This is a genomic window from Sodalis sp. RH14 (assembly GCF_047324285.1).
GTDB lineage: Bacteria > Pseudomonadota > Gammaproteobacteria > Enterobacterales > Enterobacteriaceae > Acerihabitans.
On the sequence record NZ_CP178739.1, the window covers coordinates 3,983,267 to 4,008,507 of the forward strand.

Annotated in this window: 20 protein-coding genes; 2 read left to right on the forward strand and 18 right to left on the reverse strand. The window is 58.8% G+C overall.

Features of this window, described 5'->3' with window-relative positions; genetic code table 11:
* Positions 1 to 6: 6 nt before the first annotated feature.
* The 18 genes from ACL2XQ_RS18085 to lrhA form a co-directional block, all read right to left on the reverse strand.
* Positions 7 to 1,296 carry an ABC transporter permease gene (locus tag ACL2XQ_RS18085; protein ID WP_413732258.1) on the reverse strand — a complete coding sequence of 430 codons (1,290 nt, stop codon included), beginning with the start codon at positions 1,294 to 1,296 and terminating at the stop codon, positions 7 to 9.
* A 3-nt stretch (positions 1,297 to 1,299) separates the two neighbouring features.
* Positions 1,300 to 2,697 carry a Fe-S-containing protein gene (locus ACL2XQ_RS18090; protein ID WP_413739530.1) on the reverse strand — a complete coding sequence of 466 codons (1,398 nt, stop codon included), beginning with the start codon at positions 2,695 to 2,697 and terminating at the stop codon, positions 1,300 to 1,302.
* A gap of 106 nt (positions 2,698 to 2,803) precedes the next feature.
* Positions 2,804 to 3,328 (reverse strand): iron transporter, encoded by a 525-nt coding sequence (locus ACL2XQ_RS18095; RefSeq protein ID WP_410014217.1) that lies wholly within the window; start codon positions 3,326 to 3,328, stop codon positions 2,804 to 2,806.
* Positions 3,329 to 3,370: 42 nt separating this feature from the next.
* The gene (locus tag ACL2XQ_RS18100; protein WP_413729738.1) at positions 3,371 to 5,317 is read right to left on the reverse strand and encodes an FTR1 family iron permease; all 1,947 of its coding nucleotides are present in this window, start codon (positions 5,315 to 5,317) and stop codon (positions 3,371 to 3,373) included.
* A gap of 207 nt (positions 5,318 to 5,524) precedes the next feature.
* Positions 5,525 to 6,982 (reverse strand): NADH-quinone oxidoreductase subunit NuoN, encoded by a 1,458-nt coding sequence (nuoN, locus tag ACL2XQ_RS18105; RefSeq protein WP_410014215.1) that lies wholly within the window; start codon positions 6,980 to 6,982, stop codon positions 5,525 to 5,527.
* A 6-nt stretch (positions 6,983 to 6,988) separates the two neighbouring features.
* On the reverse strand, positions 6,989 to 8,530 hold the full coding sequence (gene nuoM, locus ACL2XQ_RS18110; protein ID WP_410014214.1) for an NADH-quinone oxidoreductase subunit M: 1,542 nt from the start codon (positions 8,528 to 8,530) through the stop codon (positions 6,989 to 6,991).
* A 112-nt stretch (positions 8,531 to 8,642) separates the two neighbouring features.
* On the reverse strand, positions 8,643 to 10,487 hold the full coding sequence (gene nuoL / locus ACL2XQ_RS18115) for an NADH-quinone oxidoreductase subunit L (protein ID WP_410014213.1): 1,845 nt from the start codon (positions 10,485 to 10,487) through the stop codon (positions 8,643 to 8,645).
* Complete coding sequence (gene nuoK, locus ACL2XQ_RS18120; RefSeq protein WP_162367989.1) at positions 10,484 to 10,786, reverse strand: NADH-quinone oxidoreductase subunit NuoK; 303 nt, start codon at positions 10,784 to 10,786, stop codon at positions 10,484 to 10,486. Before nuoK ends, nuoL begins: the two co-directional genes overlap by 4 nt.
* A complete protein-coding gene (gene nuoJ, locus ACL2XQ_RS18125) occupies positions 10,783 to 11,343 on the reverse strand; it encodes an NADH-quinone oxidoreductase subunit J (protein ID WP_413727944.1) in 561 nt (186 codons plus the stop codon). The genes nuoK and nuoJ overlap by 4 nt, the downstream gene beginning before the upstream one ends.
* A 10-nt stretch (positions 11,344 to 11,353) precedes the next feature.
* Positions 11,354 to 11,896, reverse strand: coding sequence for an NADH-quinone oxidoreductase subunit NuoI (gene nuoI, locus ACL2XQ_RS18130; RefSeq protein ID WP_410014211.1), 543 nt, complete (start codon positions 11,894 to 11,896; stop codon positions 11,354 to 11,356).
* A 14-nt stretch (positions 11,897 to 11,910) separates the two neighbouring features.
* Positions 11,911 to 12,888: an NADH-quinone oxidoreductase subunit NuoH gene (gene nuoH / locus ACL2XQ_RS18135; protein ID WP_410014210.1), complete on the reverse strand. Its 978-nt coding sequence runs from the start codon at positions 12,886 to 12,888 to the stop codon at positions 11,911 to 11,913.
* Positions 12,885 to 15,614 carry an NADH-quinone oxidoreductase subunit NuoG gene (gene nuoG / locus ACL2XQ_RS18140; RefSeq protein ID WP_410014209.1) on the reverse strand — a complete coding sequence of 910 codons (2,730 nt, stop codon included), beginning with the start codon at positions 15,612 to 15,614 and terminating at the stop codon, positions 12,885 to 12,887. The genes nuoH and nuoG overlap by 4 nt, the downstream gene beginning before the upstream one ends.
* A 109-nt stretch (positions 15,615 to 15,723) precedes the next feature.
* Positions 15,724 to 17,073, reverse strand: a complete 1,350-nt coding sequence (gene nuoF, locus ACL2XQ_RS18145; RefSeq protein ID WP_410014208.1) for an NADH-quinone oxidoreductase subunit NuoF — start codon at positions 17,071 to 17,073, stop codon at positions 15,724 to 15,726.
* Complete coding sequence (gene nuoE / locus ACL2XQ_RS18150) at positions 17,070 to 17,603, reverse strand: NADH-quinone oxidoreductase subunit NuoE (RefSeq protein ID WP_410014207.1); 534 nt, start codon at positions 17,601 to 17,603, stop codon at positions 17,070 to 17,072. Before nuoE ends, nuoF begins: the two co-directional genes overlap by 4 nt.
* Before the next feature lie 2 nt (positions 17,604 to 17,605).
* Complete coding sequence (gene nuoC, locus ACL2XQ_RS18155; protein ID WP_410014206.1) at positions 17,606 to 19,405, reverse strand: NADH-quinone oxidoreductase subunit C/D; 1,800 nt, start codon at positions 19,403 to 19,405, stop codon at positions 17,606 to 17,608.
* A gap of 91 nt (positions 19,406 to 19,496) precedes the next feature.
* On the reverse strand, positions 19,497 to 20,183 hold the full coding sequence (locus ACL2XQ_RS18160; RefSeq protein WP_331121041.1) for an NADH-quinone oxidoreductase subunit B: 687 nt from the start codon (positions 20,181 to 20,183) through the stop codon (positions 19,497 to 19,499).
* Positions 20,184 to 20,198: 15 nt separating this feature from the next.
* Positions 20,199 to 20,636, reverse strand: a complete 438-nt coding sequence (locus ACL2XQ_RS18165; RefSeq protein WP_413729734.1) for an NADH-quinone oxidoreductase subunit A — start codon at positions 20,634 to 20,636, stop codon at positions 20,199 to 20,201.
* A gap of 671 nt (positions 20,637 to 21,307) precedes the next feature.
* On the reverse strand, positions 21,308 to 22,243 hold the full coding sequence (lrhA, locus tag ACL2XQ_RS18170; protein WP_410014205.1) for a transcriptional regulator LrhA: 936 nt from the start codon (positions 22,241 to 22,243) through the stop codon (positions 21,308 to 21,310).
* A gap of 1,033 nt (positions 22,244 to 23,276) precedes the next feature.
* Between lrhA and ACL2XQ_RS18175 the strand changes: the two genes are divergently transcribed.
* Together ACL2XQ_RS18175 and yfbR are read left to right on the forward strand one after the other, a co-directional pair.
* On the forward strand, positions 23,277 to 24,491 hold the full coding sequence (locus ACL2XQ_RS18175; RefSeq protein WP_410016764.1) for a pyridoxal phosphate-dependent aminotransferase: 1,215 nt from the start codon (positions 23,277 to 23,279) through the stop codon (positions 24,489 to 24,491).
* Positions 24,492 to 24,593: 102 nt separating this feature from the next.
* Entirely contained in the window at positions 24,594 to 25,193 is a 600-nt protein-coding gene (yfbR, locus tag ACL2XQ_RS18180) for a 5'-deoxynucleotidase (protein ID WP_410014204.1), read from the forward strand.
* The last annotated feature ends 48 nt before the right edge of the window (positions 25,194 to 25,241 follow it).

Sequence of the window (25,241 nt, forward strand, 5' to 3'; positions counted from 1 at the left end):
ACGACGTTAATTGCCATACAGCACCTCCACCGGATACAGTTTGGCGATGCGCCGGGCCGGGAACCATGTGCCGATCACGGCAATCAGGATGGCGATCACCAGCACGCTCGGCACCACAATCCAGGCAAAACTGAGCGGCACGCCGAACAGCATCAGGCCGATGGCTTTCGCCAGTCCCCAGCCGGCAACACAGCCCAGCAATCCGCCCAGGGCGCCGCTCATTACCGCTTCCAGGTAAAACAGCAGCATAATTTGCCACTGGCGGGCGCCGAGGGCCTTCATCAGGCCAATCTCCCGCCCGCGCTCCATAATGGTGCTGGTCATCAGCGAGGCGATGCCCATGGCGGATGCCGCCAGCGCCGCCAGGGTGACCACCGCCAGCAGCAGCTGGATTTTTTCAATCACCACGCCTTCGGATGCCGCCACCTGCCAGATAGGATGCACCACCGATCCGGAAATCGCCTCTTCCAACTGATGGGAAATCGACGACACAAAAGCGGTGCAATACCACAGATCGTATTCTTCCGCCGTCAGTCCGTCGAGATTATCCCTGGCCCGGCGGGAAAGATCGTTTTCCGGCACCGTCAGCGCCGAGACCCGTATCGCCTGCACTTTGCCGGGCAGGCCGAGCAGTTGCTGCACCGTGGCCAGGGGCATCACCAGACGGCCTTCCTCATCGCCGCCGCTGGCGAGCACGCCGCTGATGCGCACGCTGGCCCGGCCGTGCGGGCCGTCCAGCGTCACTACGTCGCCGGGCCGCCAGCCATGGCGCTGCGCCAGCTGCTTGCCCGCCAGCGCTTCGGGCGGCTGCTCCCGCGTTACCGGTTCATGGGGATATTGACCGGTAACCCGCCAATAGGGGCTGATGATTTGCTGCCCGGTATGAAAATCCGTTTCATCGGGCACATTCACCGGCTGCGAGAAAAAGGTGCCCAGCACCGGCACCGGCGCGCCGTTGACCAGCACTTCGCCGCCAAGCAGCGGCGCAAAGCCGATGATATTGTTGCGCCAGAAGATATCCTTGATATTGGGCAATTCGGACTCGTCGATCAGATCCTGCCCCGACAGGGGAGCGCCCCGCTCGCCAAACAGCGCGGGCAGCGCCGCCTGGCCCGCCGGTTCAATCAGGATATTGGCGCCATAGGATTTCAGCTCGCGCGCCATCTTGTCGCCGATATCGATGGAGACCGCCAGCAGCGCCGAAATCAACCCGGCGGCCAGGAACACCGTTAATACCGCCAGGGACTTGCGCCGGATATTCCTGCACCAGGACTGCCGTAACATACGCCACAACATAAGCTACTCGCCCTCCGCTTCGTCGCTGCCGGCGGCGGTGGCCGGCACGAACTGCGCCGGCTGCGCGCGGAAACGATTGTAAGTGTCTTCACTGGCAAAAAAGTACATTTTGCCGCCGTAACTGTATTTATGGGAGGCGCTGACATTGGTCAGTTTGCTGCCGTCCACCGGATCGGTCACCTGCAGGGTGAGCACGGTGGTAAAATAGTTGACCCCCGCCACCAGCGCCGCTTTGCCGATGGTCAGCTCATGGTCGTCGTTGCGCCAGTTGTCAATGGGTATGGGATTGCAGCCGCCCGCCTTGCCGATGGAGGGGATAAAAATATGCACTCCGCAGGCCACGCACACCACCTGGTTGCCTTCCATCACATACCCCTGGTCGCCGCACAGCAGGCAGGCGTCGAACACCACGCCGAGGCGCAGGCGATCGGGATAACGGTTAATCACCAGGAAACGCACCGCCTTGCCGTCCTCGGCCACCCAAACGAAACGATGCAGCTTGCCGTCGCGCACCTGTTCGAGTGGAATATGCACCTGGCCGTCGGCGCCCAGGGTCACGGGCACCGCTTCCGACAGGCGCGGCGGCTGCGAGGCCACCAAATCCCAATACAGCTGCGCGGCCACCACCACCATCAGCGCGGCCAGCAGCGTTGCGGCGGTACGCCGGGCATTGCGATAGCGCGCGATGGCCTTGCGGCGCGCGATAGGCTCCATCTGGTGGCGATATCCGCCGCGCAGGCGCAGCAGCGGCGCAATAAAGCCCGCCAGCAGCGCCGCCATCAGCAAGGCGCTGATATAGTTGAGCCAGGGGTTGCTGTTGGTGACGTTGGACACAAAACTCAGCCGCGGCTTGGTCAGCCCGAGGACGTCCAGTTTCATCAACAGTAGCGTCGCCTGGCCGCACAACGGCAGCAACAACAGCAGCGCCAGCGCCAGCAGCAGCGGCCAGCGCCACGCCGGCAGGCGCTTCACCAGCATCGCCGTCAGCACCGCGCACAGCGCCAGTAACGCGACGGCCAGTACCACCGCGCTCAGATTAAGTAATAAATCGGTGTTGATGACGCCCGTGGGCGTCAACGCGCTTAAATTGGGATCGTTGCTCCAGTGCAGCGCCGCGCCGGCCACCAGCAGGCCTTGCCAGCAGTAGCCCACCCTGGCGGAAACGGAAAATTGGCAGGCCAGGAACACTACCAGCCCCGCCAGTTGCAAGAAAACCAGCGTGAGCTGCACCGATTGGCCGCCGGGCAGGCGCACGCCCGCCAGGGTACCGGCCGCCAGCGCCAGCAGGTTGACCCATACCAGCGCGCGCACCGATGGCGCGGGGCGGTTAGCCCAGTTTAATCCGCATAGCAGTGTCACCGGCAGGAAAGCTTGCAAGGCGGTAACAAAAAAATAATTCATGACGACGACTCAGAACCGGAAACACTTCGTCATGCAGCGCTCCGGCAGGCCGCTGCGACAAGAGCCAATACCGCCACGGCCGCCAGGCAGCCGTGGCGCGGCGGATTTATTTCAGGCCGATATATTTAAAATCGTAGCTGACGTCGAATGGCTTCCACCAGCGGCCCACGCCGGTTTCAGCGTCGGTATGGCGATGAAGGCCGGCTTTTGACGGCGGTTCGATATGGAAGGTCACTTTGTAGTTGCCCACGCCCATCATTTTCACATTCTGGCCGTAATGCGGACCGTCGCTGGCGACCATCGGCATAAAGGTGCCTTCCTGTTTGTCGCCGGAATCGGTGTTGACCAGCGTGTAGCTGATGGTCAGGTACGGCATCCATTCGCCGGCGCCGAAACCGTTTTTGTTTCCTTCCACCGCGTGGATATCGGCTTCTAGATGAACATCGGCCTTGGCTGCGGGTAAACCCATGCCGCGCGGTTCCATATCGATAGGCTGTAAATAGACCGCAGCAATCTGCATTTCATTCATGGTGACGGTTTCACCCGCCGGATGCTCGGCCGCAAACACGGCCGGGGCGCAGGTCATACCGGCAACGGCCATCACGGCCGCCAGGCTGTTATTCATCTTCATCAACTCTCATTCCTCAGTCATCAAAAAAATTGCTTTGTGCGCTCACACAGTTTCTTGTTTTGGTATCAGGGTACCGGAGCGCCGGCGCATCACCCAGAGGGCGACCAGCGCGGCCAGTACTAAAACGACCTGAGGCGCCAGGGTCTCCAGATAGGGATAAATCCCCAACCAGCTTATTTCAGGTATGCCCTTTAATAACGTGGGTTCGAATAATTTACCTTCAATTAACTCCAGTACCCCTTTACCGGCAAAAACAAAGGCCATCAAATACATAAATGTACCGGTAAACATAAAGAACGGCTTCAGCGGCAGTTTCACCACCGTATACCGCATCAGCAGGTACGCCATCACCAGGATGACGCAGCCGATCAGGAAACCGCCCAGGATGGCGAATTGCCCGGCCATATTGCCGGCGTCCCCCACCAGGGCGTAATAAAACAGTACCGTCTCCGCGCCTTCGCGATACACCGCCAGGAAGCTGGTAAACCACAGGCCCGCCAGGGAGCCGGTGGTCAGGGACAGCGTCAGCTTGCCTTCCAGATAGGCCTGCCAGTGCCGGGCCTCCACTTTGGACAGCAGCCAGTAGCTCATAAAGAACAGCGTCACCACGGCGACCATCATGGTGACGCCTTCGAGCAGTTCGCGGTTGGCGCCGGAGTTGGCGAACAGCCATTGGAACAGCGCGGCGGTGACCACGCTCGCCAGCAGGGCAACCCAAACCGATTGCCGGATCAGCGGCAGCTTATCCTGATGCTTATTCTTGACCAGGTAGGCCACGATGGCGGCGACGATCAACAATGCCTCCATGCCTTCGCGCACGATGATAAGCAGGCTGTACACCAGCAATGTCCACTGGCTTTCGCCGCCCTCGCCCAGCATTTCCACCGCTTTGGTGAGATTTTGCGCGAGCGCGTCGGCCTGTTCCTGGATCTGGGCGACCGACTGGCCGGCTTTCATTAGACTGACCAGGCGGGTGAAATAGCCTTCCAGCGTCGATTTAAACGCCGCGTCGCGCGAACCGATTTTGTTCTCCATGCCGGTGGCTTCGAAGCGGTCGAAATACGCGTCCTGTATCGCCATCATGCCGGCTTTGGCCTGTCCGCCGCGATATTGGGCGATGGCGGCGGCTACCGCGGCGTTGATGTCGTCGCCGACCTGCCGCCAGTTGGCGTCGGGCTGGGCGTCGCCGCCCGCCGCGGCGCTGGCCGGGGCGTTGGCTGCGGGCGCGGTCACCGGCTGGTCGGGACGGGTGGTGGGCAGGCCCGGCAGCAGGTCTTCCAGATCCTGCAATAGCTGGGTGACGCCGTAGGACAGGTCATTCATCTGATCGGGTTTTGCGGCCAGGGCGATCAGGGCGATAAATTCCTGGTTGATGGCGGCCGCCTGCTGGGCGGAGCGGTTATTGCGCACCGACATTTCCATTTCCGAATTCTTATAGCCCTGAAAATGCGCCTGCTGCACGCGCTGGCTCGCGGCGGCATATTGTCCCGCCTGGTATTGCGTCAGGGCGTCGGCCAGCAGATCGTCGATGGTTTTAAAGCTTTGCTGCCAGTACAGGGCGATTTGCGTATTGCTATAGGCGTCATGCTGGCCCGCGGCCACCAGCTGATGGCCGCCGGACAATGCCGGCAGCACGCCGGTCAATTCATTTTTCAAGCCGTTGATTTTATCTTGCACTTCCGCCAGCGGCTTGCCCTCGCCGATCAGACGGCGGATCTCGCCGAACTGGCTTTCCATTTGATAGCTTTTCTGCGCGGAAATATTGATGCGGATCGGCCCCTCGAGATTTTCGAATACCTCGAAATAGGCCATTTGCACCTCGCGGCGCGCGGCGTCGTTCTGCTGCTGCTGATACAGCCGCGCGGTGGTGTCCAGCCGTCCCTGGATATCAGTGACCCACGTCTGGTAATCATCGGCCGCCCAGGCGGATGATATGCCCAGGAACAGGACAGCGCTGCAGAGAAGGTATTTTAAAACGGAAGTGAACATCGAGCCAACGCCAAACGTCAATGAGAGTTATTTTCATTATCACCGAATGGCATTAAGAAACAATGACGGGGGTCAATAAAGCATTTTTTAACGAGAACTATTTCGTTTATTCAGTCAGACGCGTTTACGGCCGGGTCGGGCAACGGCCATGGCGACCGCCGCCCCGCGCGGCCCTCCCGCCGCGGTAACCGGGAGGGGAAAAACGTGTTACATCAACGGCTGCGCCAGTCTCACCAGGGAGATCAGCGGCTGCGGGAAGATACCCAGCAGCAACACCAGCACGGAGGAGATCAGCACCACCACCCCGCCGGCGGTGAGCGCCCAGTTGCTCGGCGTATCCCGGCGCAATCTTTCCGGCGGGCTGAGATACAGGCTGACCATCACGCGCAGGTAATAGTACAGGCCGATAGCGCTGCCGAGCACCACGGTGCCGGTCAGCCACCACAGGTGCGCGCCGACGCCGGCCGCCATGATATAGAATTTACCGATAAAACCCAGGGTCATCGGGATGCCGGCCAGCGACAGCATCATCACCGTCATTACCGCCGATAAAATCGGTTTGTGCCAGAACAGGCCGCGATAGGAGAACAGCGAGTCGGCATCCGGACCGCTGTAGGGGCTGGACATCAGGCTGACCACGCCGAAGGCGCCCAGGCTGCTGAACAGGTAGCCGGCCAGGTAAACGCCCACCGCCTCCATGGCCAGCTGATGGGCCTGTACCGCAATCAGACCCACCGTCAGATAGCCCAGATGGGCAATGGAGGAATACCCCAGCAGGCGCTTGATATTGGTCTGGCCGATGGCCATCAGGTTGCCGAACATAATGGAGCAGAAGGCGATAATGGCCAGCGCCAGGCGCAGCGCGTCGCTATTCACCACCGGCGTATAGAGGAACAGGCGCATCAGCACGGCGAAAATCGCCACCTTGCTGGCGGTGGCCAGGAAGGTGGACACCGGCGCGGGCGCGCCCTGGTACACATCCGGCGTCCACAGGTGGAACGGCACCAGCGACAGCTTAAAGCCCAGGCCGACAATCATCATGCCCAGCCCCGCCAGCAACAGCGGCTGGTGCAGCATGGCGTCGTCCAGACGCTGTCCCAGCGCGCCAAAACCCAGGGCGCCGGTGTCGGCATAGACCAGCGCCATGCCGAACAGCAGGAACGACGAGGCGGCGGCGGACAACAGGGTGTATTTCAGGCTGGCTTCCAGCGAGCGCTTTTGCCGGTAGGCATACCCTATCAGGCCGAACAGCGGCAGGGAAATGAGCTCGATACCCAGGAACATCGAGGCCAGATGATTGGCGCCGGCCAGCAGGATGCCGCCCATGGCGGCAATCAGCACCAGCAGGTAAAACTCATCGCGGTTGCCGGGGTAGCCCGCAAGCCACGGATAGGCGAAGGTGCTGGTGGCCAGGCTCGCCGCCAGGACCAGCGCGGTATAGAACATCGAATAGCCGTCGGCGCGGATAAGCGGCGTCACATCCATCGGGCCGGCCTGGCCGACAAAAAACAGCGACAGTAAAGCCAGGTTCAGACCGATAACGGTCAGGGTGGCATTGACAAAGTGGTTGCGTCGCCACGCAATGCACAGCATCACAACCACCACCGTCAATCCGACGATCAACAGCGGTAACAGTGCGATCAGTTGTTGAGGAGTTATTGTCATGGCGAATTACGGCCTTGTTGTTAGAGTTGAAACAGCTGATCCTGCTGCGTTTAGCGAGAACCAGTGCTGAACGTTGCTCATTGCCGCGTCGGACGTTTGCAGCACCGCCTGCGGGAAGAAGCCCAGCAACACCAGCAGCACCACCAGCAGCATAATGATCAACAGCTCGCGCATCGTCATGCCCGGCAAGGGTTCCTGCGATTTCGCCGGACCGTAATAAGCGCGCTGCATCATAATCAACGAATACACCGAGGCAAAAACCAGGCCGAAGGTGGAAATAACCGTAATCACCGGCACCACCGGGAAACTGCCGAACAGGATCAGGAACTCGCCGACAAAGTTGCCGGTACCCGGCATCCCAAGCGTCGCCACCGCAAAGAACAGCGACAGCGCGGGAATGAATTTTATCCGTCCCCATAGTCCGCCCATCTGGCGCATATCGCGGGTATGCAGACGTTCATACAGCTGGCCGCAGATAATAAACATCCCGGCGGCGGACAGGCCGTGGGCGATCATCTGCACCACCGCGCCCTGGTAGGCCAGCTGGCTGCCGGTGTAGATGGCAATCAGCACAAACCCCATATGGGAAACGCTGGTATAGGCAATCAGGCGCTTGATATCGGTCTGGGCAAACGCCATCCAGGCGCCGTAGAAAATGCCCACCACGCCCAGCCACATGGCAATGGGCGCGAACTGGTGGGACGCCTCGGGGAACAGCGGCAGGCAAAAGCGCAGCATGCCGTAGGCGGCGGTTTTCAGCAGGATGCCCGCCAAGTCGACCGAACCGGCGGTAGGCGCCTGGCTATGGGCGTCCGGCAGCCAGCCGTGCAGCGGCACCACCGGCATTTTCACCGCGAAGGCGATAAAGAAGCCCAGCATCAGCAGGTACTGCACCAGCGACGACATCGGGGTATGCAGCAGGTCTTCGTAATTGAAGGTCCAGACGTCGGTGGCATGATAATGCACCAGCACCAGCGCCAGGATCGCCACCAGCATCACCAGCCCGCTGGACTGGGTATAGATAAAGAACTTGGTGGCGGCGGTGATGCGCGTCTTGCCGTCGGAGGCCTTATGGCCCCACAGGGCAATCAGGAAGTACATCGGCACCAACATCATTTCCCAGAAAAAGAAAAACAGGAACATGTCGATGGCCAGGAACACGCCGATGACGCCGCCCAGGATCCACAGCAGATTAAGATGGAAAAAGCCCTGGTAGCGCTGGATTTCACGCCACGAACAGAGAATGGCCAGCACGCCCAGCAGGCCGGTCAGCACCACCATCAGCAGGGACAGACCGTCCAGCGCCAGGCGGAACGAGATACCGAAACGCGGTATCCACGGCAGCACAAACTCGGATTGCCACTGCGGCAGGCCCTGCGCCGAAACCAGTGAATACCCGCCCTGCAGCCACAGCTGCAGGGAGAGCGCCAGAGTCAGCCCCATGGCGATCAAGGCTATCCAGCGCGGCACCTTGGTACCGAAGCGCTCGCATTGCCAACACAGCAGACCGCCAATGAAGGGGAAAAGTATTAGCCAAGGTAGTAGCATGGCGTTGTGCATCCCTAAATTGAAAAAAACCTGAAAACTTACCTACTGGCGGGAGAAGACATGATGCCGGTGTTCTTCCCGCCCCGCGCGTGTCATTTAACGCCGCCGCCGTTTACACGAATATCAACAGCGCCACCACAATCACGGCGCCCAGACTCATGGATGCCGCATACCAGCGCAACTGGCCGTTCTCGCTAAGCGTCAGCCCGTGTCCGGCCCAGCGCGCCAGCACCGCCGGCACGCTCATCAGGCTGTTCAGCGGATCGCTTTGCAGCAGCCGGGCAACGCCCAGGTACGGCCTGACAAACACTTTGTCATACAGCCAGTCGAAGCCCCAGGCGTTAAACCACCAGACGGTGAAGAACCGTCCCGGGGCGCTGGCGGCCACGGCATGCACCAAGCGGCGCTTGCCGAGATACAGCCCGGCGGCGAGCAGAATACCGAGGATCACCACCACGCCGGAGACAATCTCCAGGGTGATCTTGCCCTCTTCACCCAGGTGGCTGTCCGGCAGCACGCCCGCCAAAGGCGGCGTAATCAGCGCGCCGATAAAGGTGGACAGCACCAGCAGCACCAGCAGGGGCAGGTGATGGCTGATGCCTTTGCCGGCATGGGCCTTGATCTGCTCCTTGCCGTGGAACACGATGAAGATCATGCGGAAGGTATAGAGGGAGGTCAGCAGCGCGCCCGCCAGCCCGGCCAGCATCAGGTTGAAATGGCCGTTCGCCAGCGCGCCCCACAGGATTTCGTCTTTACTGTAGAAACCGGCGGTAATCACGGGCAGCGCCGCCAGGGCCGCGCCCCCCACCAGGAAGCAGATATAGACCAGCGGGATGGACTTGCGCAGCCCGCCCATCTTGAAGATATTCTGCTCGTGGTGGCAGGCCAGGATAACCGAACCGGAGGACAGGAACAGCAGCGCCTTGAAGAACGCATGGGTCATCAGGTGGAAAATGGCCGCATCCCAGGCCTGCACGCCCAGCGCCAGGAACATGTAGCCGATCTGGCTCATGGTGGAGTAGGCCAGCACCCGCTTGATATCGGTCTGGACCAGCGCGGCGAAACCGGCCAGCACCAGGGTAACCGCGCCGATGATGCCCACCAGGTGCAAGACCTCGGGCGCCATCAGGAACAGTCCGTGGGTACGGGCGATCAGGTATACGCCGGCCGTGACCATGGTGGCGGCGTGGATCAGCGCCGACACCGGGGTCGGGCCGGCCATGGCGTCCGCCAGCCAGGTTTGCAGCGGCAGCTGCGCCGATTTACCCACCGCGCCGCCAAGCAGCATCAGCGTCGCCCAGGTGATGGCCGTGGAGCCCACCGCCAGATGCTGCGGCGCCAGTACCATCAGCTCGCGGAAATTCAGCGTGCCCAGTTCCGAATACAGGATAAACAGGGCAAACGCCAGCAGCACGTCGCCGACGCGGGTGACGATAAAGGCTTTCATCGCCGCCGCGCCGTTTTTGGATTCTTTATAATAGAAACCAATCAGCAGGTAGCTGCACAGCCCCACCCCTTCCCAGCCGAGATACATCAGCAGCAGGTTATCGGCCAGCACCAGCAATACCATGCTGGCGATAAACAGGTTGGTATAGGCAAAAAAGCGCGAATAGCCCTCTTCGCCGCGCATATACCAGGAGGCGAACAGATGGATCAGGAAACCGACCCCGGTCACCACCGACAGCATGGTCAGCGCCAGGCCGTCCAGCGACAGGGTAAAGGCGATATTAAACTTGCCCACCGTCATCCAGGTCCACAGCGGCTGGTTGAATACCGCCGCCGCGCTTTCCCGCGTGCCGAGAAAATCAACCGCTACCCAGGCCGTGGTCAGCGCGGCCAGGCCGACGGCGCCGACGCCCACCAGGGCCGACAGGTTTTCCGACCAGCGTCCCCGTGAAAACGCCAGCAGCAGATACCCCACCAGGGGAAACAGAATAGTTAAATAGAGTAGGTTCATCCGTGCATCTCGCTGACGTTATCGATATTCAGGGATTGGCGGCGGCGATGCAGCTGCAGCAGCAGCGCCAGGCCGATGCTGGCCTCGGCGGCGCCGAGGCTAATGGCCAGGATATACATGACCTGTCCGTCGGCCTGTCCCCAGTAGCTGCCGGCAACGATAAACGCCAGGGCGGAGGCGTTAATCATGATTTCCAGCCCCAGCAGCATAAACAGCAGGTTGCGGCGGATGAGCATGCCCGTCAAACCCAGTACAAACAGAATAGCGGCCAAAATGAGTCCGTGCGTTAACGGGATCATGCCTGCTCCTCCGGTTTTCTTTTTATGGCATCGGGCAGCTTGGGTCCCTTGGGCAGCGCATCGCCCTCGCGATCTTCACGCCCGAGATGGAACGCCACCACCAGCCCGGCCAGCAGCAGCATGGACGCCAGCTCCACCGCCAGGACGTAAGGTCCGAACAACGCGATGCCCACCGCCTTGGCGCTGATCACCTCACCCGATATGCCGTGATCGGGCACGCCGTAAATGGCCCGGATCAGGATCGCCAGCAGCAGCAACGACAATATGCCCGGCCCGACCCAGGCGGACGGGGCAAGCCAGCCGCGTTCGCGCCGCTGGTCGGCGGCGCCGAGATTAAGCATCATTACCACGAACACGAACAGCACCATGATGGCGCCGGCGTAGACGATGATTTCCAGCGCGCCGGCGAAATAGGCCCCGAGCGCAAAGAATACGCAGGCGATAGCCAGCAGCGAGACAATCAGGTAAAGCAATGCGTGCACCGGGTGGGTATGGGTGATAACCCGCAGGGTTGCCAGTATCGCCACCAGGCCTGACAAATAAAAAGCGACTTCCATGCTTAACTCCTTAGGGCAGCAAACCTTTGACGTCAATGGGTTTGGCTTCGTTTTCCGCTTCGCCCTTATCTTTCCCGTCGATCGCCATACCGGCCATGCGGTAAAAATTATATTCCGGATATTTACCCGGCCCCGAAATCAGCAGATTTTCTTTTTCATAAACCAGATCCTGGCGCCGGTACTCACCCATTTCAAAATCCGGGGTCAGTTGGATAGCCGTGGTCGGACACGCCTCTTCGCACAGGCCGCAGAAAATGCAGCGCGAAAAGTTGATGCGGAAAAACTCCGGATACCAGCGTCCGTCCGCGGTCTCGGCTTTCTGCAGGGAAATGCAGGCCACCGGGCACGCCACCGCGCACAGGTTACAGGCCACGCAGCGCTCTTCGCCGTCCGGGTCGCGCGTCAGCACGATGCGGCCGCGAAAACGCGGCGCCGTATTGACCGGCACATCGGGATACATCAGCGTTTCACGCTTGCTGAACGCCTGCATGCCGATCATCCAGATACTGCGTAGCTGGGTGCCGGCACCATACACTAATTCTTTTAACGTCATGGTTTATTCACCCCTCATTGAGCGTTGTACAAAATGACCGCCGCCGTCGCCAGCAGGTTCAGCAGCGTTAACGGCAGGCAGATTGTCCAGCCGAACGACATCACCTGGTCATAGCGCGGACGGGGCAGCGCCGCGCGGATCAGGATGAACATCATCATGAAGAAGGCGGTTTTAATGGCAAACCAGATGAACGGCGGTAAAAACGGCCCCTGCCAGCCGCCGAAAAACAGCGTGACGATCAGGGCCGACACCGTGACGATGCCGATATATTCGCCGACAAAAAACAGGCCGAATTTCATGCCCGAATATTCGATATGGTAGCCGTCGGCCAGTTCCTGTTCCGCTTCCGGCTGGTCGAACGGATGCCGGTGGCAGACCGCGATGCCCGCCAGCACAAAGGTGGCGAAACCGAAGAACTGCGGAATGATATTCCACAGATGGGCCTGGGAGGCGACGATATCGCCGAGACTGAACGAACCGGCGCGCGCCACCACGCCCATCAGGGACAAGCCCAGGAAGACCTCGTAGCTGAGGGTCTGGGCCGAGGCGCGCATGGCGCCGAGCAGCGAGTATTTATTATTGCTCGACCAGCCGGCGAACAGCACCGCGTACACCGCCAGGCCCGCCATCATCAGGAAGAACAGCACGCCGATATTCAGATCCGAGACCACCCAGGTCGGGCTGACCGGGATCACCGTAAAAGACACCAGCAGAGCGGTAAAGGCGATAACCGGCGCCAGGGTGAAGATCATGCGATCGGAAAACGGCGGGACCCAGTCTTCCTTGAAAAACATTTTCAGCATATCCGCCACCAGCTGGAGCGAACCGCCCCAGCCGACCCGGTTGGGTCCGTAGCGGTTCTGGAACAGGCCCAGCAGCCGGCGTTCGGCAAAGCTCATGTAGGCGCCGCAGGTGACCACCACCAGCAGGATCACCACCGCTTTCAGTACCGTCAGAATGATGTCAATCACGTCCGATGTTAACCAACTCATAACGCGGCCTCCCGCAGGTTTTCAACGCGTTGTCCTACCCACACCGGCGGAATGCCGGGCAGGCCCAACGGCAGGCCCACCTGGCCGGCCGCCAGGGCGTCGCTGAACCTGACCGGCAGGCGCAGCGACTGCCCGGCGCAGGTGAATTCCAGCAGCGTGCCGCTGTTGACGCCCAGCCGCTCGGCGTCCTGGCGGCTTACCGCCACGTAAGGCTGCGGCATGCGCTCCTGAATCACCGCGGCGCGTTGGGAGGTTTCCTCGCTGCCGAACAGATGGTAGTACGGCGCCACGCGCCACTGGCCGTCGACCGGGGCGACAAACGCCGCCGGCACGTCGGTGAACCAGTCCATACGGCCCTCGCCCGCTTCCAGCAGCCGTACGCCGGGATCGCCGTGGCGCAGGTGTCCGCCCACTTCCGCCTGGAATTTATTCCAGGCCTGCGGGGAGTTCCAGCCCGGCGCCCAGGCGAAGGCCACCTGCTTGCTCATGCCCTGGGGGCTGCTGTTGCCTTCCATGGAGAACGCGAACATGGTGTCCTTGTCCTGGGGCTGGCGCGGCTCGTGCACGTCGATGTTGGCGCGCATCGCGGTGCGTCCGCTGTAGCGGTGCGGCTCGCGGGCCAGCTTCTGGCCGCTGACGCGGAAACCGGCATCGGGCGCGGCCTCTTTGATCCCGGCCAGCTGCGGCAGCGTCTCGGCGCAGGCGCTGATGATATGATCGAACTGGGTCCAGTCCACGTGGCGATCCAGGTAGGTGGAGTGCAGCGAATGCAGCCAGCGCCAGCTCTCCAGCATAATGGTCTCGGCATCATAGTAGGCCGGGTCGTATACCTGGAAGAAGCGCTGCGCGCGGCCTTCCTGGTTGATAAGCGTACCGTCGCTTTCGGCAAAGCTGGCCGCCGGCAGGATCAGGTTGGCCTTATCCATGATGGCGGTGCGCTGATGATCGAGCACGATAAGATTGACGGTTTTGGCCAGCGCCGCGTCCACCCGCTGGGCCGGCGCGTGGCGGTACAGATCGTTTTCCAGCACGATCGCGCTGTCCGCCGCGCCCTGCTCAAGCTGTTCCAGCGCCTGGTCCAGAGTACCGCCGCCCATCAGCGCCAGTCCCATGCTGTTGGCGCTTGACGCCACGAAGGTTATGCCGACGTCGGCGCCGCGGCCTTTCAGCGCGCGGGCGACGTTGGCGGCGGCGGCAATCACCGCCTCGCTGCCGGCGTTGCTGCCGGAGACGATCAACGGCTTGCGGCTGCCCGCCAGGGCCTGCACGATGACATCGATCCTGGCGCGCAACTCGTCATCCAGACCCGCTACCGCCGGGGCGCTGTCGTCCAGCGCGTGGGCGACGGCAAAGCCCAGGCGCGCCTGATCCTCCACCGGGGCGCAATAGGTCCAGGCGGCGATATCGTCAAGCTTGGTGCGATCGACGCTGGTGACAAACAGCGGATGGCGGGCATGCTGGCCGATGGTCTGGATGGCGGCAATCTGCCAGTCGGCGACTTTTTGCGCCGCGGCCATTTCACGGGTCTTGCCCTTCACCGCCTGGCGTACCGCCAGGGCGATGCGCGCGCCGGTCTGGGTTAAATCCTCGCCCAGCACCAGCACCGCGTCGTAACTTTCCATTTCGCGCAGCGACGGGGTATGCACGCCGCCGTTGCGCAGCACGTCCAGCATCAGGGCCAGCCGCGCCTGCTCGGCGCCGGAGATGCCGGTATAGAAATTGGCGGCGCCCACCAGTTCACGCAGCGCGAAATTGCTTTCCACGCTGGCGCGCGCAGAGCCGATGCCGATCATCTTCTTGGCGTGGCGCAACGCGTCGGCCGCGCCCTGCATCGCCTGTTCGGCGTTCAGGGCGATCCAGTCGTCGCCGCGGCGCTGCAGCGGATGGCGCGGACGATCCTTGAGATTGACGTAACCGTAACCGAAACGGCCGCGATCGCACAGGAAGTAGTGGTTAACGCTGCCGTTAAAGCGGTTTTCAATGCGCCGCAGCTCGCCGTAACGCTCGCCGGGGCTGGTATTACACCCCACGCTGCACTGCTGGCAAATGCTGGGCGCGAACTGCATATCCCATTTGCGGTTGTAGCGTTCGGAATGGGTTTTATCGGTGAACACCCCGGTCGGGCACACTTCCACCAGGTTGCCGGAGAACTCGCTTTCCAGCGTGCCGTCCTCGGGACGGCCGAAGTAGACGTTATCGTGGGCGCCGTAGACGCCCAGATCGGTGCCGTCGGCATAATCCTTATAGTAGCGGACGCAGCGGTAGCAGGCGATGCAGCGGTTCATCTCGTGGGAGATAAACGGGCCGAGGTTCTGGTTGCGGTGGGTGCGCTTGGTAAACCGGTAACGGCGGAAATTCTGGCCGGTCATGACCGTCATGTCCTGCAGATGGCAGTTGCCGCCCTCCTCGCACACCGGGCAATCGTGGGGGTGGTTGGTCATCAGCCACTCCACCACGCTTTTACGGAACTGTTGCGCCTCTTCATCATCGATGGAGATAAAGGTACCGTCCGACGCCGGCGTCATGCACGACATCACCAGCCGGCCGCGCGTATCCTCGGCGTTTTGATATTGCTTGACCGCGCACTGGCGGCAAGCGCCGACGCTGCCCAGCGCCGGGTGCCAGCAAAAATAAGGAATATCGAGACCCAGGGTAAGACATGCCTGCAACAGGTTGTCCGACCCCTTAACCTCGTATTCTTTGCCGTCTACATGAATGGTAGCCATAGTCAGCATGCTCAAGTGTGGCCCGCAATAGCGCGGGCGTTAATCAAAATGCGTCTCGGGTGCATAACATCCGCCCGGCCTCGTTTGGCCTAAAGGCGCGGATGCAGGGTTACCAACGCGCTTTCAGCAAGTTTGGCTGGATACCGGCAATAGTGCGGGTATTACCGATATGCTGCGTTGCAATTCCCGCTTCAAATTCTTCCCGGAAATATTTTATCGCGCTTTGCAGCGGCTCGACGGCGCCAGGCGCATGGGCGCAGAAGGTTTTGCCCGGGCCGAGGAACCGGCACAGCTGTTCCAGCGTTTCAATATCCCCTGGCTGCCCCTCGCCTTTTTCTATGGCGCGCAGCAGCTTCACGCTCCAGGGCAGGCCGTCGCGGCAGGGTGTGCACCAGCCGCAGGACTCGCGCGAGAAAAACTCTTCCAGGTTGCGCGTCAGGGATACCATATTGATTTCATTATCCACCGCCATGGCCAGCGCCGTGCCCAGGCGGCTGCCCGCCTTGCCGATATTCTCGAAATCCATCGGCAGGTCGAGGTGATCGCCGGTCAGGAAGTCGGTGCCGGCGCCGCCCGGCTGCCACGCCTTGAGCGTCAGGCCATCGCGCATGCCCCCGGCGTAATCTTCCAGGATCTCGCGCGCGGTGATGCCGAAGGGCAATTCCCACAGGCCGGGATGTTTGACCCGCCCGGAAAACCCCATCAGCTTGGTGCCGGTATCACTGCTTTTGCCCGCCGTGATGCCTTTGTACCAGTCCACGCCGTTCTCAAGGATGGCCGGCACGTTGCACAGGGTTTCGACGTTATTGACGCAGGTCGGTTTGCCCCAGGCGCCGGCGGTGGCCGGGAACGGCGGTTTGGAGCGCGGGTTGGCGCGGCGGCCTTCCAGGGAATTGATCAGCGCCGTCTCTTCGCCGCAGATATAACGCCCGGCGCCGGTATGGACGATCAGCTCGAAATCAAAGCCGGTGCCGAGGATATTCTTGCCCAGGTAACCGGCCTCGGTGGCTTCGGCGATGGCGCGCCTGAGGTTCACCGCCGCCTCGATATATTCGCCGCGCAGGAAGATATACCCGCGATAGGCCTTGAGGGCAAAAGCGGCGATCAGCATGCCTTCCACCAGCAAATGGGGCAGTTGCTCCATCAGCAGGCGGTCTTTATAGGTGCCCGGCTCCATCTCATCCGCGTTGCACAGCAGATAGCGGATGTTCATGGCCGGATCCTTGGGCATCAGGCTCCATTTCAGGCCGGTGGAAAACCCCGCCCCGCCCCGCCCTTTCAGGCCGGAGTCCTTGACCAGGGTGACAATGTCGTCCTGGGACATGCCTTTCAGCGCTTTTTCCGCGCCGGCATAGCCGTTCTTGCCGCGATACTCGTCAAGCCATACCGTCTGGCCGTCGTCGCGCAGGCGCCAGGTCAACGGATGCATTTCGGCGGTACGTACAATCTGTTTGATCATCGATACTGCTCCAATAGCGGACCGATACCTTCCGGCGTCAGATGAACGTGGGTGTCGTCATCAATCATCATGCTCGGCCCCTTGTCGCAGTTGCCCAGGCAGCAGGTGGGCAGCAGGGTGAAGCGCCCGTCCCCGGTGGTCTGCCCCGGCTTAATATCGAGCGCTTGCTCCAGCGCCGCCTGGATGCCCTGGTAGCCGGTGATATGGCACACCACGCTATCGCAATATTTAATGATATGGCGCCCGACCGGCTGGCGGTAAATCGAACTGTAAAACGTGGCCACACCTTCCACATCGCTGCCCGGAATGCCCAGCACTTCGGCAATCGCCGCGATGGCGCCGTCCGGCACCCAGCCGCGCTGCTTCTGCACGATTTTCAGCGCTTCGATGGAAGCGGCGCGGGCATCTTCATAATGGTGCTTTTCATGCTCGATGGCCTCGCGCTCCTGGGCCGTGAGCACAAAGGCGGCGGTGTCGTCCTGGCGGCCGGGGGCGGCGTCGCGCCCATGCGTATCTGTATGTTCATGCATAATTAGCGGTCCACATCTGACATAACAAAATCGATACTGCCCAGATAGACGATGAGATCCGATACCAGGCTGCCGCGAATCACCGAGGGAATTTGCTGCAAATGCGGGAAACTCGGGGTGCGGATACGGGTCCGGTAGCTCATGGTGCTGCCATCGCTGGTCAGGTAATAACTGTTGATCCCCTTGGTGGCCTCGATCATCTGGAACGATTCGTTAGCCGGCATCACCGGTCCCCAGGAGACCTGGAGGAAGTGGGTAATCAGGGTCTCGATATGCTGCAACGTCCGCTCTTTCGGCGGCGGCGTGGTCAGCGGATGATCGGCCTTGAACGGGCCTTCCGGCATATTGTTCAGGCATTGTTCAAGGATGCGCAGGCTCTGGCGCATCTCCTCCACCTTCAGCATCACGCGGCTGTAGCAATCGCTGACGCCGTCGCCCACCGGCACCTCGAAATCAAACTTGTCGTAGCCGGAGTACGGACGCCATTTACGCACGTCGAAAGAGATGCCTGTTGCGCGCAGCGCGGCGCCGGTCACGCCCCAATCCAGCGCTTCCTGGGCGCCGTAGGCGGCGACGCCCTCGGCCCGTCCGCGCAGTACGCTGTTGCGCAGCGCCGCCTTGACGTAGGAATCCAGGCGCTTGGGCAGCCAGTTCAGGAAGTCGCGCAGCAGGCCGTCCCAGCCGCGCGGCAGATCGTGCGCCACGCCGCCGATGCGGAACCAGGCCGGATGCATGCGAAAGCCGGTAATGGCCTCCACCACGTCATAAATTTTCTGCCGGTCGGTAAAGGCCAGGAATACCGGCGTCATGCCGCCGACGTCCTGGATATAGGTGCTGATATACAGCAGATGACTGTTGATGCGGAACAGCTCGGAGAGCATGACCCGGATCACCTCGACCCGTTCGGGCACCACGATGCCGGCGAGTTTTTCCACCGCCAGCACATACGGCATTTCATTGACGCAGCCGCCGAGGTATTCCACCCGGTCGGTATAGGGAATATAGCTGTGCCACGACTGGCGCTCGCCCATTTTTTCCGCGCCGCGGTGGTGATACCCGATATCGGGCACGCAATCGACGATTTCCTCGCCGTCCAGCTGCAGGATAATGCGGAAAGCCCCGTGAGCCGACGGATGGTTCGGCCCCAGGTTAAGAAACATGAAATCTTCGTTTTCGCGCCCGCGTTTCATGCCCCAGTCTTCCGGCTTGAAGGTCAGCCCTTCCATTTCCAGATCCTCTTTCTGCTTGGTCAGCATATAAGGATCGAATTCGGTGGCGCGCGCCGGATAGTCTTTACGCAACGGATGGCCCTGCCAGCTTTGCGGCATCATGATGCGGGTCAAATGCGGATGGCCGTCAAAGGTCATGCCGAACATTTCCCAGGTTTCGCGCTCATACCAGTTGGCGTTGGGGAAAATTTTGGTCACGGTGGGCAGATGGAAATCGCTCTGCGAGAGCGCCACCTTCAGCATGATATCCCGGTTGCGGTCGATGGATATCAAGTGATAAAACACGGTGAACTCAGCGGCGGGCAGGCCCTGGCGATGGGTGCGCAGGCGCTCGTCCACGCCATGCAGATCGTAGAGCATTACATAGGGCTTCGGCAGTTTTTTTAAAAACGTCAAGACCTCGAGAATCTGCTCGCGTTTGACCCATACCACCGGAATGCCGGTACGGGTGGGCTGGACGGTAAACGCCTCGGCGCCAAAACGGTCACGCAATTCGCCGATTACCGGATCGTCAAGATGATCCCGGGTCTGCCAGGCCGGCTGGGCGAGATGTTGCGTCATCAACTCTGTCATAGTTATTTTCACCAAATTAATGCTGTGCCGGCGTCATGCCACTGTGCGCGTTAAATGATTATGGACGACAACCGCCACATCGCCGCGCGCGTCAAATCTCGTCGGGAGATCGCAGGTTGGTTACCGCGATACGCTCGCCCTGTTTACGCTCGCGCTCCGACTGCATATTGGCGCGATAAACCCCCTGATCGCCCACCACCCAGGAGAGCGGACGCCGTTCCTTGCCGATGGATTCCTTTAACAGCAGCAGCGCCTGGATATAGGCTTCCGGACGTGGCGGGCAGCCGGGAATATAGACATCGACCGGCAAAAATTTGTCCACGCCCTGCACGACGGAATAAATATCGTACATACCGCCGGAATTAGCGCATGCGCCCATGGAAATCACCCATTTCGGCTCGAGCATTTGATCATAAAGACGCTGGATGACCGGGGCCATCTTGGTGAACGGCGTGCCCGCGATCACCATGAAATCCGCCTGGCGCGGTGAGGCGCGAATAACTTCCGACCCGAAACGCGCCACATCGTGCACCGCGGTAAAGGACGTGGTCATTTCGACGTAGCAACAGGACAGGCCGAAGTTATACGGCCACAACGAGTTGCCCCGGCCCCAGTTCACCGCATTATGCAACGCGTTTTCCAGGGTACCCAAAAAAACGCTGCGGTTGACGTGCCCATCCAGGGGATCGGCGACGATATCCTGTTTTTGCAGGGGATAACGGTCATTTTCACCGCCATTCTCACCGTCCGGCTCAACACGGGTGAGGGTGTAATCCATGGTTATGCCTCGCTGTTACTGCTGATGACGTTGGTTTTCGGCGATTGGGCCCGCGCGCTTGAGACGCTGGGAACGCTCGGGCGTCCAGTCCAGCGCGCCGACGCGCACCAGGTACACCAGGCCCGCCAACAACACAATAATAAAAACGGCTGCTTCGAAGAAACCGACCCAGCCGACTTCGCGGATGGATACCGACCAGGCGTATAAATACAGGGCTTCCACGTCAAAAATGACGAAAAACATGGCCACCAGGTAAAATTTAGACGAAAGACGCAGTCTTGCCGTCCCCACCGGGTCGATACCGGACTCGAAGGGCACGTTTTTTGAGCGGGAGTGGGCGCGTCCGCCTAATAAGTAACCGCCCAGCAGCATAAAGCAGCACAGGCCGACGGCACCAACGAGGAATACGGCGAACGCCCAGTAATGGGCGGTAACTTCAGTGGTTATTGACATTTTCTTTGCTCATCAAAAGTGGCATTTTGCAGTCTGCTCTTCGTCAACGGCAGTTCGACTCACCACATCGATTTATGGGAAGGAGTAGGAAAAAACCGCACCGCGCTGTTGCCACCGGCATACACAGCCATTGTGTGGGGTTTTTACTCCTTTACATAACCTTTTGTCAACTTGGACAAAAGAAACTTCATAGTAATTTACACAGTTAATATCTAATTAACATTTGATGCGCACGATTTTAGCTTAATCGAGTCAGTGTTGCGCGCCAGCAACATAGCAATAACATAGGGCGGTTCTATGACACCATGATTGCCCGCAGGTAACTATACCATTTTCAGGCAAAATCACGTTATTCCGCGCAATCGGTAAGGGCAAAATTTGATCCAGGGCACAATTTTGCAACTAATCAGAATAAAAGATGCACATTCTGTGCGCCATTAACCAAAAAACATTATAGAAACAGTGTTTTGATTTAGTTGGCATGAATAAAAAACAACCAGTTCTGGGGTGCGCGCGCTAATGCGCGACGGAGATGACGGACCGGGGATACCAGGCGGGAAGACTGTATTTTAAGACCTGTTGGAATATAAAACTACATTATTACAGCATAAATTATATTTTACGAAAAATTAAGCCCCATTTTCAGGGGCTTAATATCCAATTGATTTTATTTATTCGTCACTGACCGTGAAGCTTTCCCCCTCCCCTTTTACCGGGCGGGCTACGTCTGGTTTATAGGAGTCGTTACCGGTCTGTACCGCGCTGAAGATAGCCATGGCCAGTTCATTCTCGCACTGGGGATGTTTACACAGGACATACTGCGTATCGGGCAGCGTCGGCAATCCTTCGTTTTGCCCCAGCACCCGCAGATCGGAACTCATCATCTCCACCGGCCGGACGGTAATGCCCAATCCCGCTTTTACTGCGGCGCGCACGGCGGCCAGAGTAGAAGCGGTGTAGGCGATGCGCCATGAGATGCCGGCGGCCTGCAGTTGCTCGATGGCCATGGCGCGAAAGGGACTGGGCTCATCGGACACCACCAGCGGAATAACTTCCCCTGGAATAAAGCGGTAATCCGACGAACAGAACCATAACGTCGGCGACGAACGCAGCGTAACGTAAGGATGATTTGGATTAGTCAATGTTGTAATAGCCAGATCCACTTCGCCGTTTGTCAGCATTTCCTGCATCAAAGGGCTGCGTTTGACATTAACGTCAATCGCTAATTTTGGATAGATCCGTGTTACACGACTGAGTAAGTAAGGCAAAATTGAGTCGGCAGTGTCGTCGGAAGCACCGATGGTCAGCACCCCCTGGATATTACTGTACATCAAGGAAGTACATGCCTCGTCGTTATACAGTAAAATTTTCCTGGCATAACCCAGCAATTGTATTCCGTGTTCGGTCAACAGCTTGTTGCGACCGTGACGGGCAAACAACTCTTTGCCGACAAGCTGTTCTAATCGTTGCATTTGCTGGCTGACAGCCGACTGTGTTCGACATACTGATGCTGCAGCGGCCGCAAAGGTGTTGAGATCAGCGACTGCAACAAACGTTCTCAATAAATCAAGATCAAGATTGAGCACTGGACGATTTGCATTGGTCATAATATTGTCTTCACTTTTGTATTCTAATTACACACTACTACCCTGGCGTTTCAAAAAAATCATTTCCAAGCTAAAACTGTTATGAGCATATCCCCTTCATACCATAGCGACGTTACCACTGCCGTTATGTTAACTGGTACATGCTTTAATCTCTGGGGAGTTCGCACTCATCAAACAAAGCTCTAACCGATATAAAAGGTAGCCCCGGTCCTCGAAATCCAGCCCTCGTCCTGGATGAGACACTAAATTTCACAATGATATCATTTGCATAGCGCAGAAAAAAAATCCGTAACGGCTTGAATGACACATCAAAACTTAAATGTAATTTATTAAAACCGGCCTTGGTATTTAAAATAAATGTTGAATATTACCGGTTAAGTCGTATTTTCTTATCCCAACCGTCATAATTAACATAAATTTTTCTTAACTATTGTTTATACGATCAAAATAAATCTCTTTCTAAATGCACACCTGCATAAATGTATACCATAAATAGCTACCATAAACGAAACAACAATAATTTGTAAGCATCAAAATGTGACCTTTATTTTTCTATGGATAAATGTTCACAAACAGATGAAGTGGCAATACTTTACCCCGATAAAAAGTGTGATGCGCGTCAGGCAAAGCGGGTTAATTTTCCCGCCGTGTTTTACCCTTGGGGAAGCGATATAATGGTGTCGGTTGCTGTAACCCTTGTCCTCGTCGACTGACCGCCGCCCACCGCCTTTCATTTAGCAGAGTAACCTTTATCAGGTCCAAGTAGTATAAAAAATACGCAAAAAATCGCAAATTAACTGTTCTTATAGGATTTTAAAGCACTAAAATCTTGACACGATGGTGTTTTAATAGTTTTTTAATCTAAAAAATTAGCGAAGAAAATAAATTTTTAACTGTTTCTTATTTTCCATCTTAACATTCGATGCGCATCCACCCGTTATCCTTCAAAAAATCAGAGCGGAAGAGTACATTATGCAGAACGCGTGATTCCATGGTTGGAATACGTTTACCTGTGAGAAGGCCTAATATCGTGATTTCACCTGTAGAAAAATCCAGCAAACTGGAAAATGTTTGTTATGACATTCGTGGTCCGGTGCTGAAAGAAGCCAAGCGCCTGGAGGAAGAAGGCAATAAAGTCCTCAAATTAAATATCGGTAATCCCGCCCCGTTCGGCTTCGATGCGCCGGAAGAGGTACTGGTGGACGTTATCCGCAACCTGCCGACCTCGCAGGGCTATTGCGATTCCAAAGGCCTTTATTCGGCGCGCAAGGCGATTGTGCAGCACTACCAGGCGCGCAATATGCTCGACCTGACCGTCGAGGACGTTTTTATCGGCAACGGCGTATCGGAGCTTATCCAGCAATCCATGCAGGCGCTGCTCAATACCGGCGACGAAATGCTGATCCCAGCGCCGGATTATCCCCTGTGGACCGCCTCGGTGTCCCTCTCCGGGGGCAATGCCGTGCATTACCTGTGCGATGAAGAGGCCGGCTGGTTTCCGGATCTGGACGATATCCGCCGCAAAATCACCCCGCGTACCCGCGGCCTGGTGATTATCAATCCCAATAATCCGACCGGGGCGGTATACAGTAAGGAAATGTTGCTGGAACTGGTGGAAATTGCCCGCCAGCATAACCTGATCATCTTCTCAGACGAAATCTACGATAAAATCCTTTACGACGCGGCGCAGCACCACTCCATCGCCGCATTGGCGCCGGATCTGCTGACGGTCACCTTCAACGGACTGTCCAAGACCTACCGCGTCGCCGGTTTTCGCCAGGGCTGGATGGTGCTGAACGGGCCGAAAAAACACGCCCGGGGCTATATCGAGGGGCTGGAAATGCTGGCGTCGATGCGCCTTTGCGCCAACGTCCCCATGCAGCACGCCATCCAGACCGCGCTTGGCGGCTACCAGAGCATCAGCGAGTTCATCGCGCCGGGCGGCCGGCTGTATGAACAGCGCAACCGCGCCTGGGCGCTGATCAACGATATTCCCGGCGTGTCATGCGTCAAACCCAGCGGCGCGCTGTATATGTTCCCGCGCATCGACGCCCGGCGCTTCAATATTCTTGATGATCAGAAGCTGGTGCTCGATTTGCTGCTACAGGAAAAAGTGCTGCTGGTCCAGGGCAGCGCCTTCAACTGGCCGTGGCCGGATCACCTGCGCATCGTGACGCTGCCGCATGTCGACATCCTGGAAACCGCCATCGGCAAACTGGGGCGCTTCCTGCAGCATTATCATCAGTGACCCACGCCGTTCGGGCCAGCCCGGCACGGAACCGGCGGATTTGCATAATCCGCCGGCTGTGCGCACAATAGATCCCTTATTCACCTGCCGTAAGGGCGCATCATGACCCAAAGCCACTTTTTTGCCCATCTTTCCCGTTTGAAACTGATTAACCGCTGGCCGCTGATGCGCAACGTCCGCACCGAAAACGTCTCCGAGCACAGCCTGCAGGTGGCGTTTGTCGCCCACGCCCTGGCGGTGATCAACAACCGTAAGTTCGGCGGCGCCCTGAACCCGGAGCGCATCGCGCTGCTGGCGATGTACCATGACACCAGCGAAGTATTGACCGGCGATATGCCGACGCCTATCAAATATTTTAACGCGCAGATGGCCCACGAATATAAAAACATCGAGAAGATCGCCCAGCAGAAGCTGATTGACATGTTGCCGGCCGAGCTGCGGGACGACTACCGCGCCCTGCTTGACGACGATTATTACCAGCCAGAGGAAAAAGCGGTGGTGAAACAGGCGGATACCCTGTGTGCCTACCTGAAGTGCCTGGAAGAGATCTCCGCGGGCAATAATGAATTTACCATGGCGATGGCGCGGCTGGAAAAAACCCTGGAGCAGCGGCGCAGCCCGGAGATGGAGTACTTTATCCGGGTGTTTGTGCCCAGCTTCAGCCTGTCCCTGGACGAGATCAGCCAGGACACGCCGCTCTAGCCCCGTACCTCCGTCCGGATACAGTCGTGCCGGGCGCACGCCGTGAGA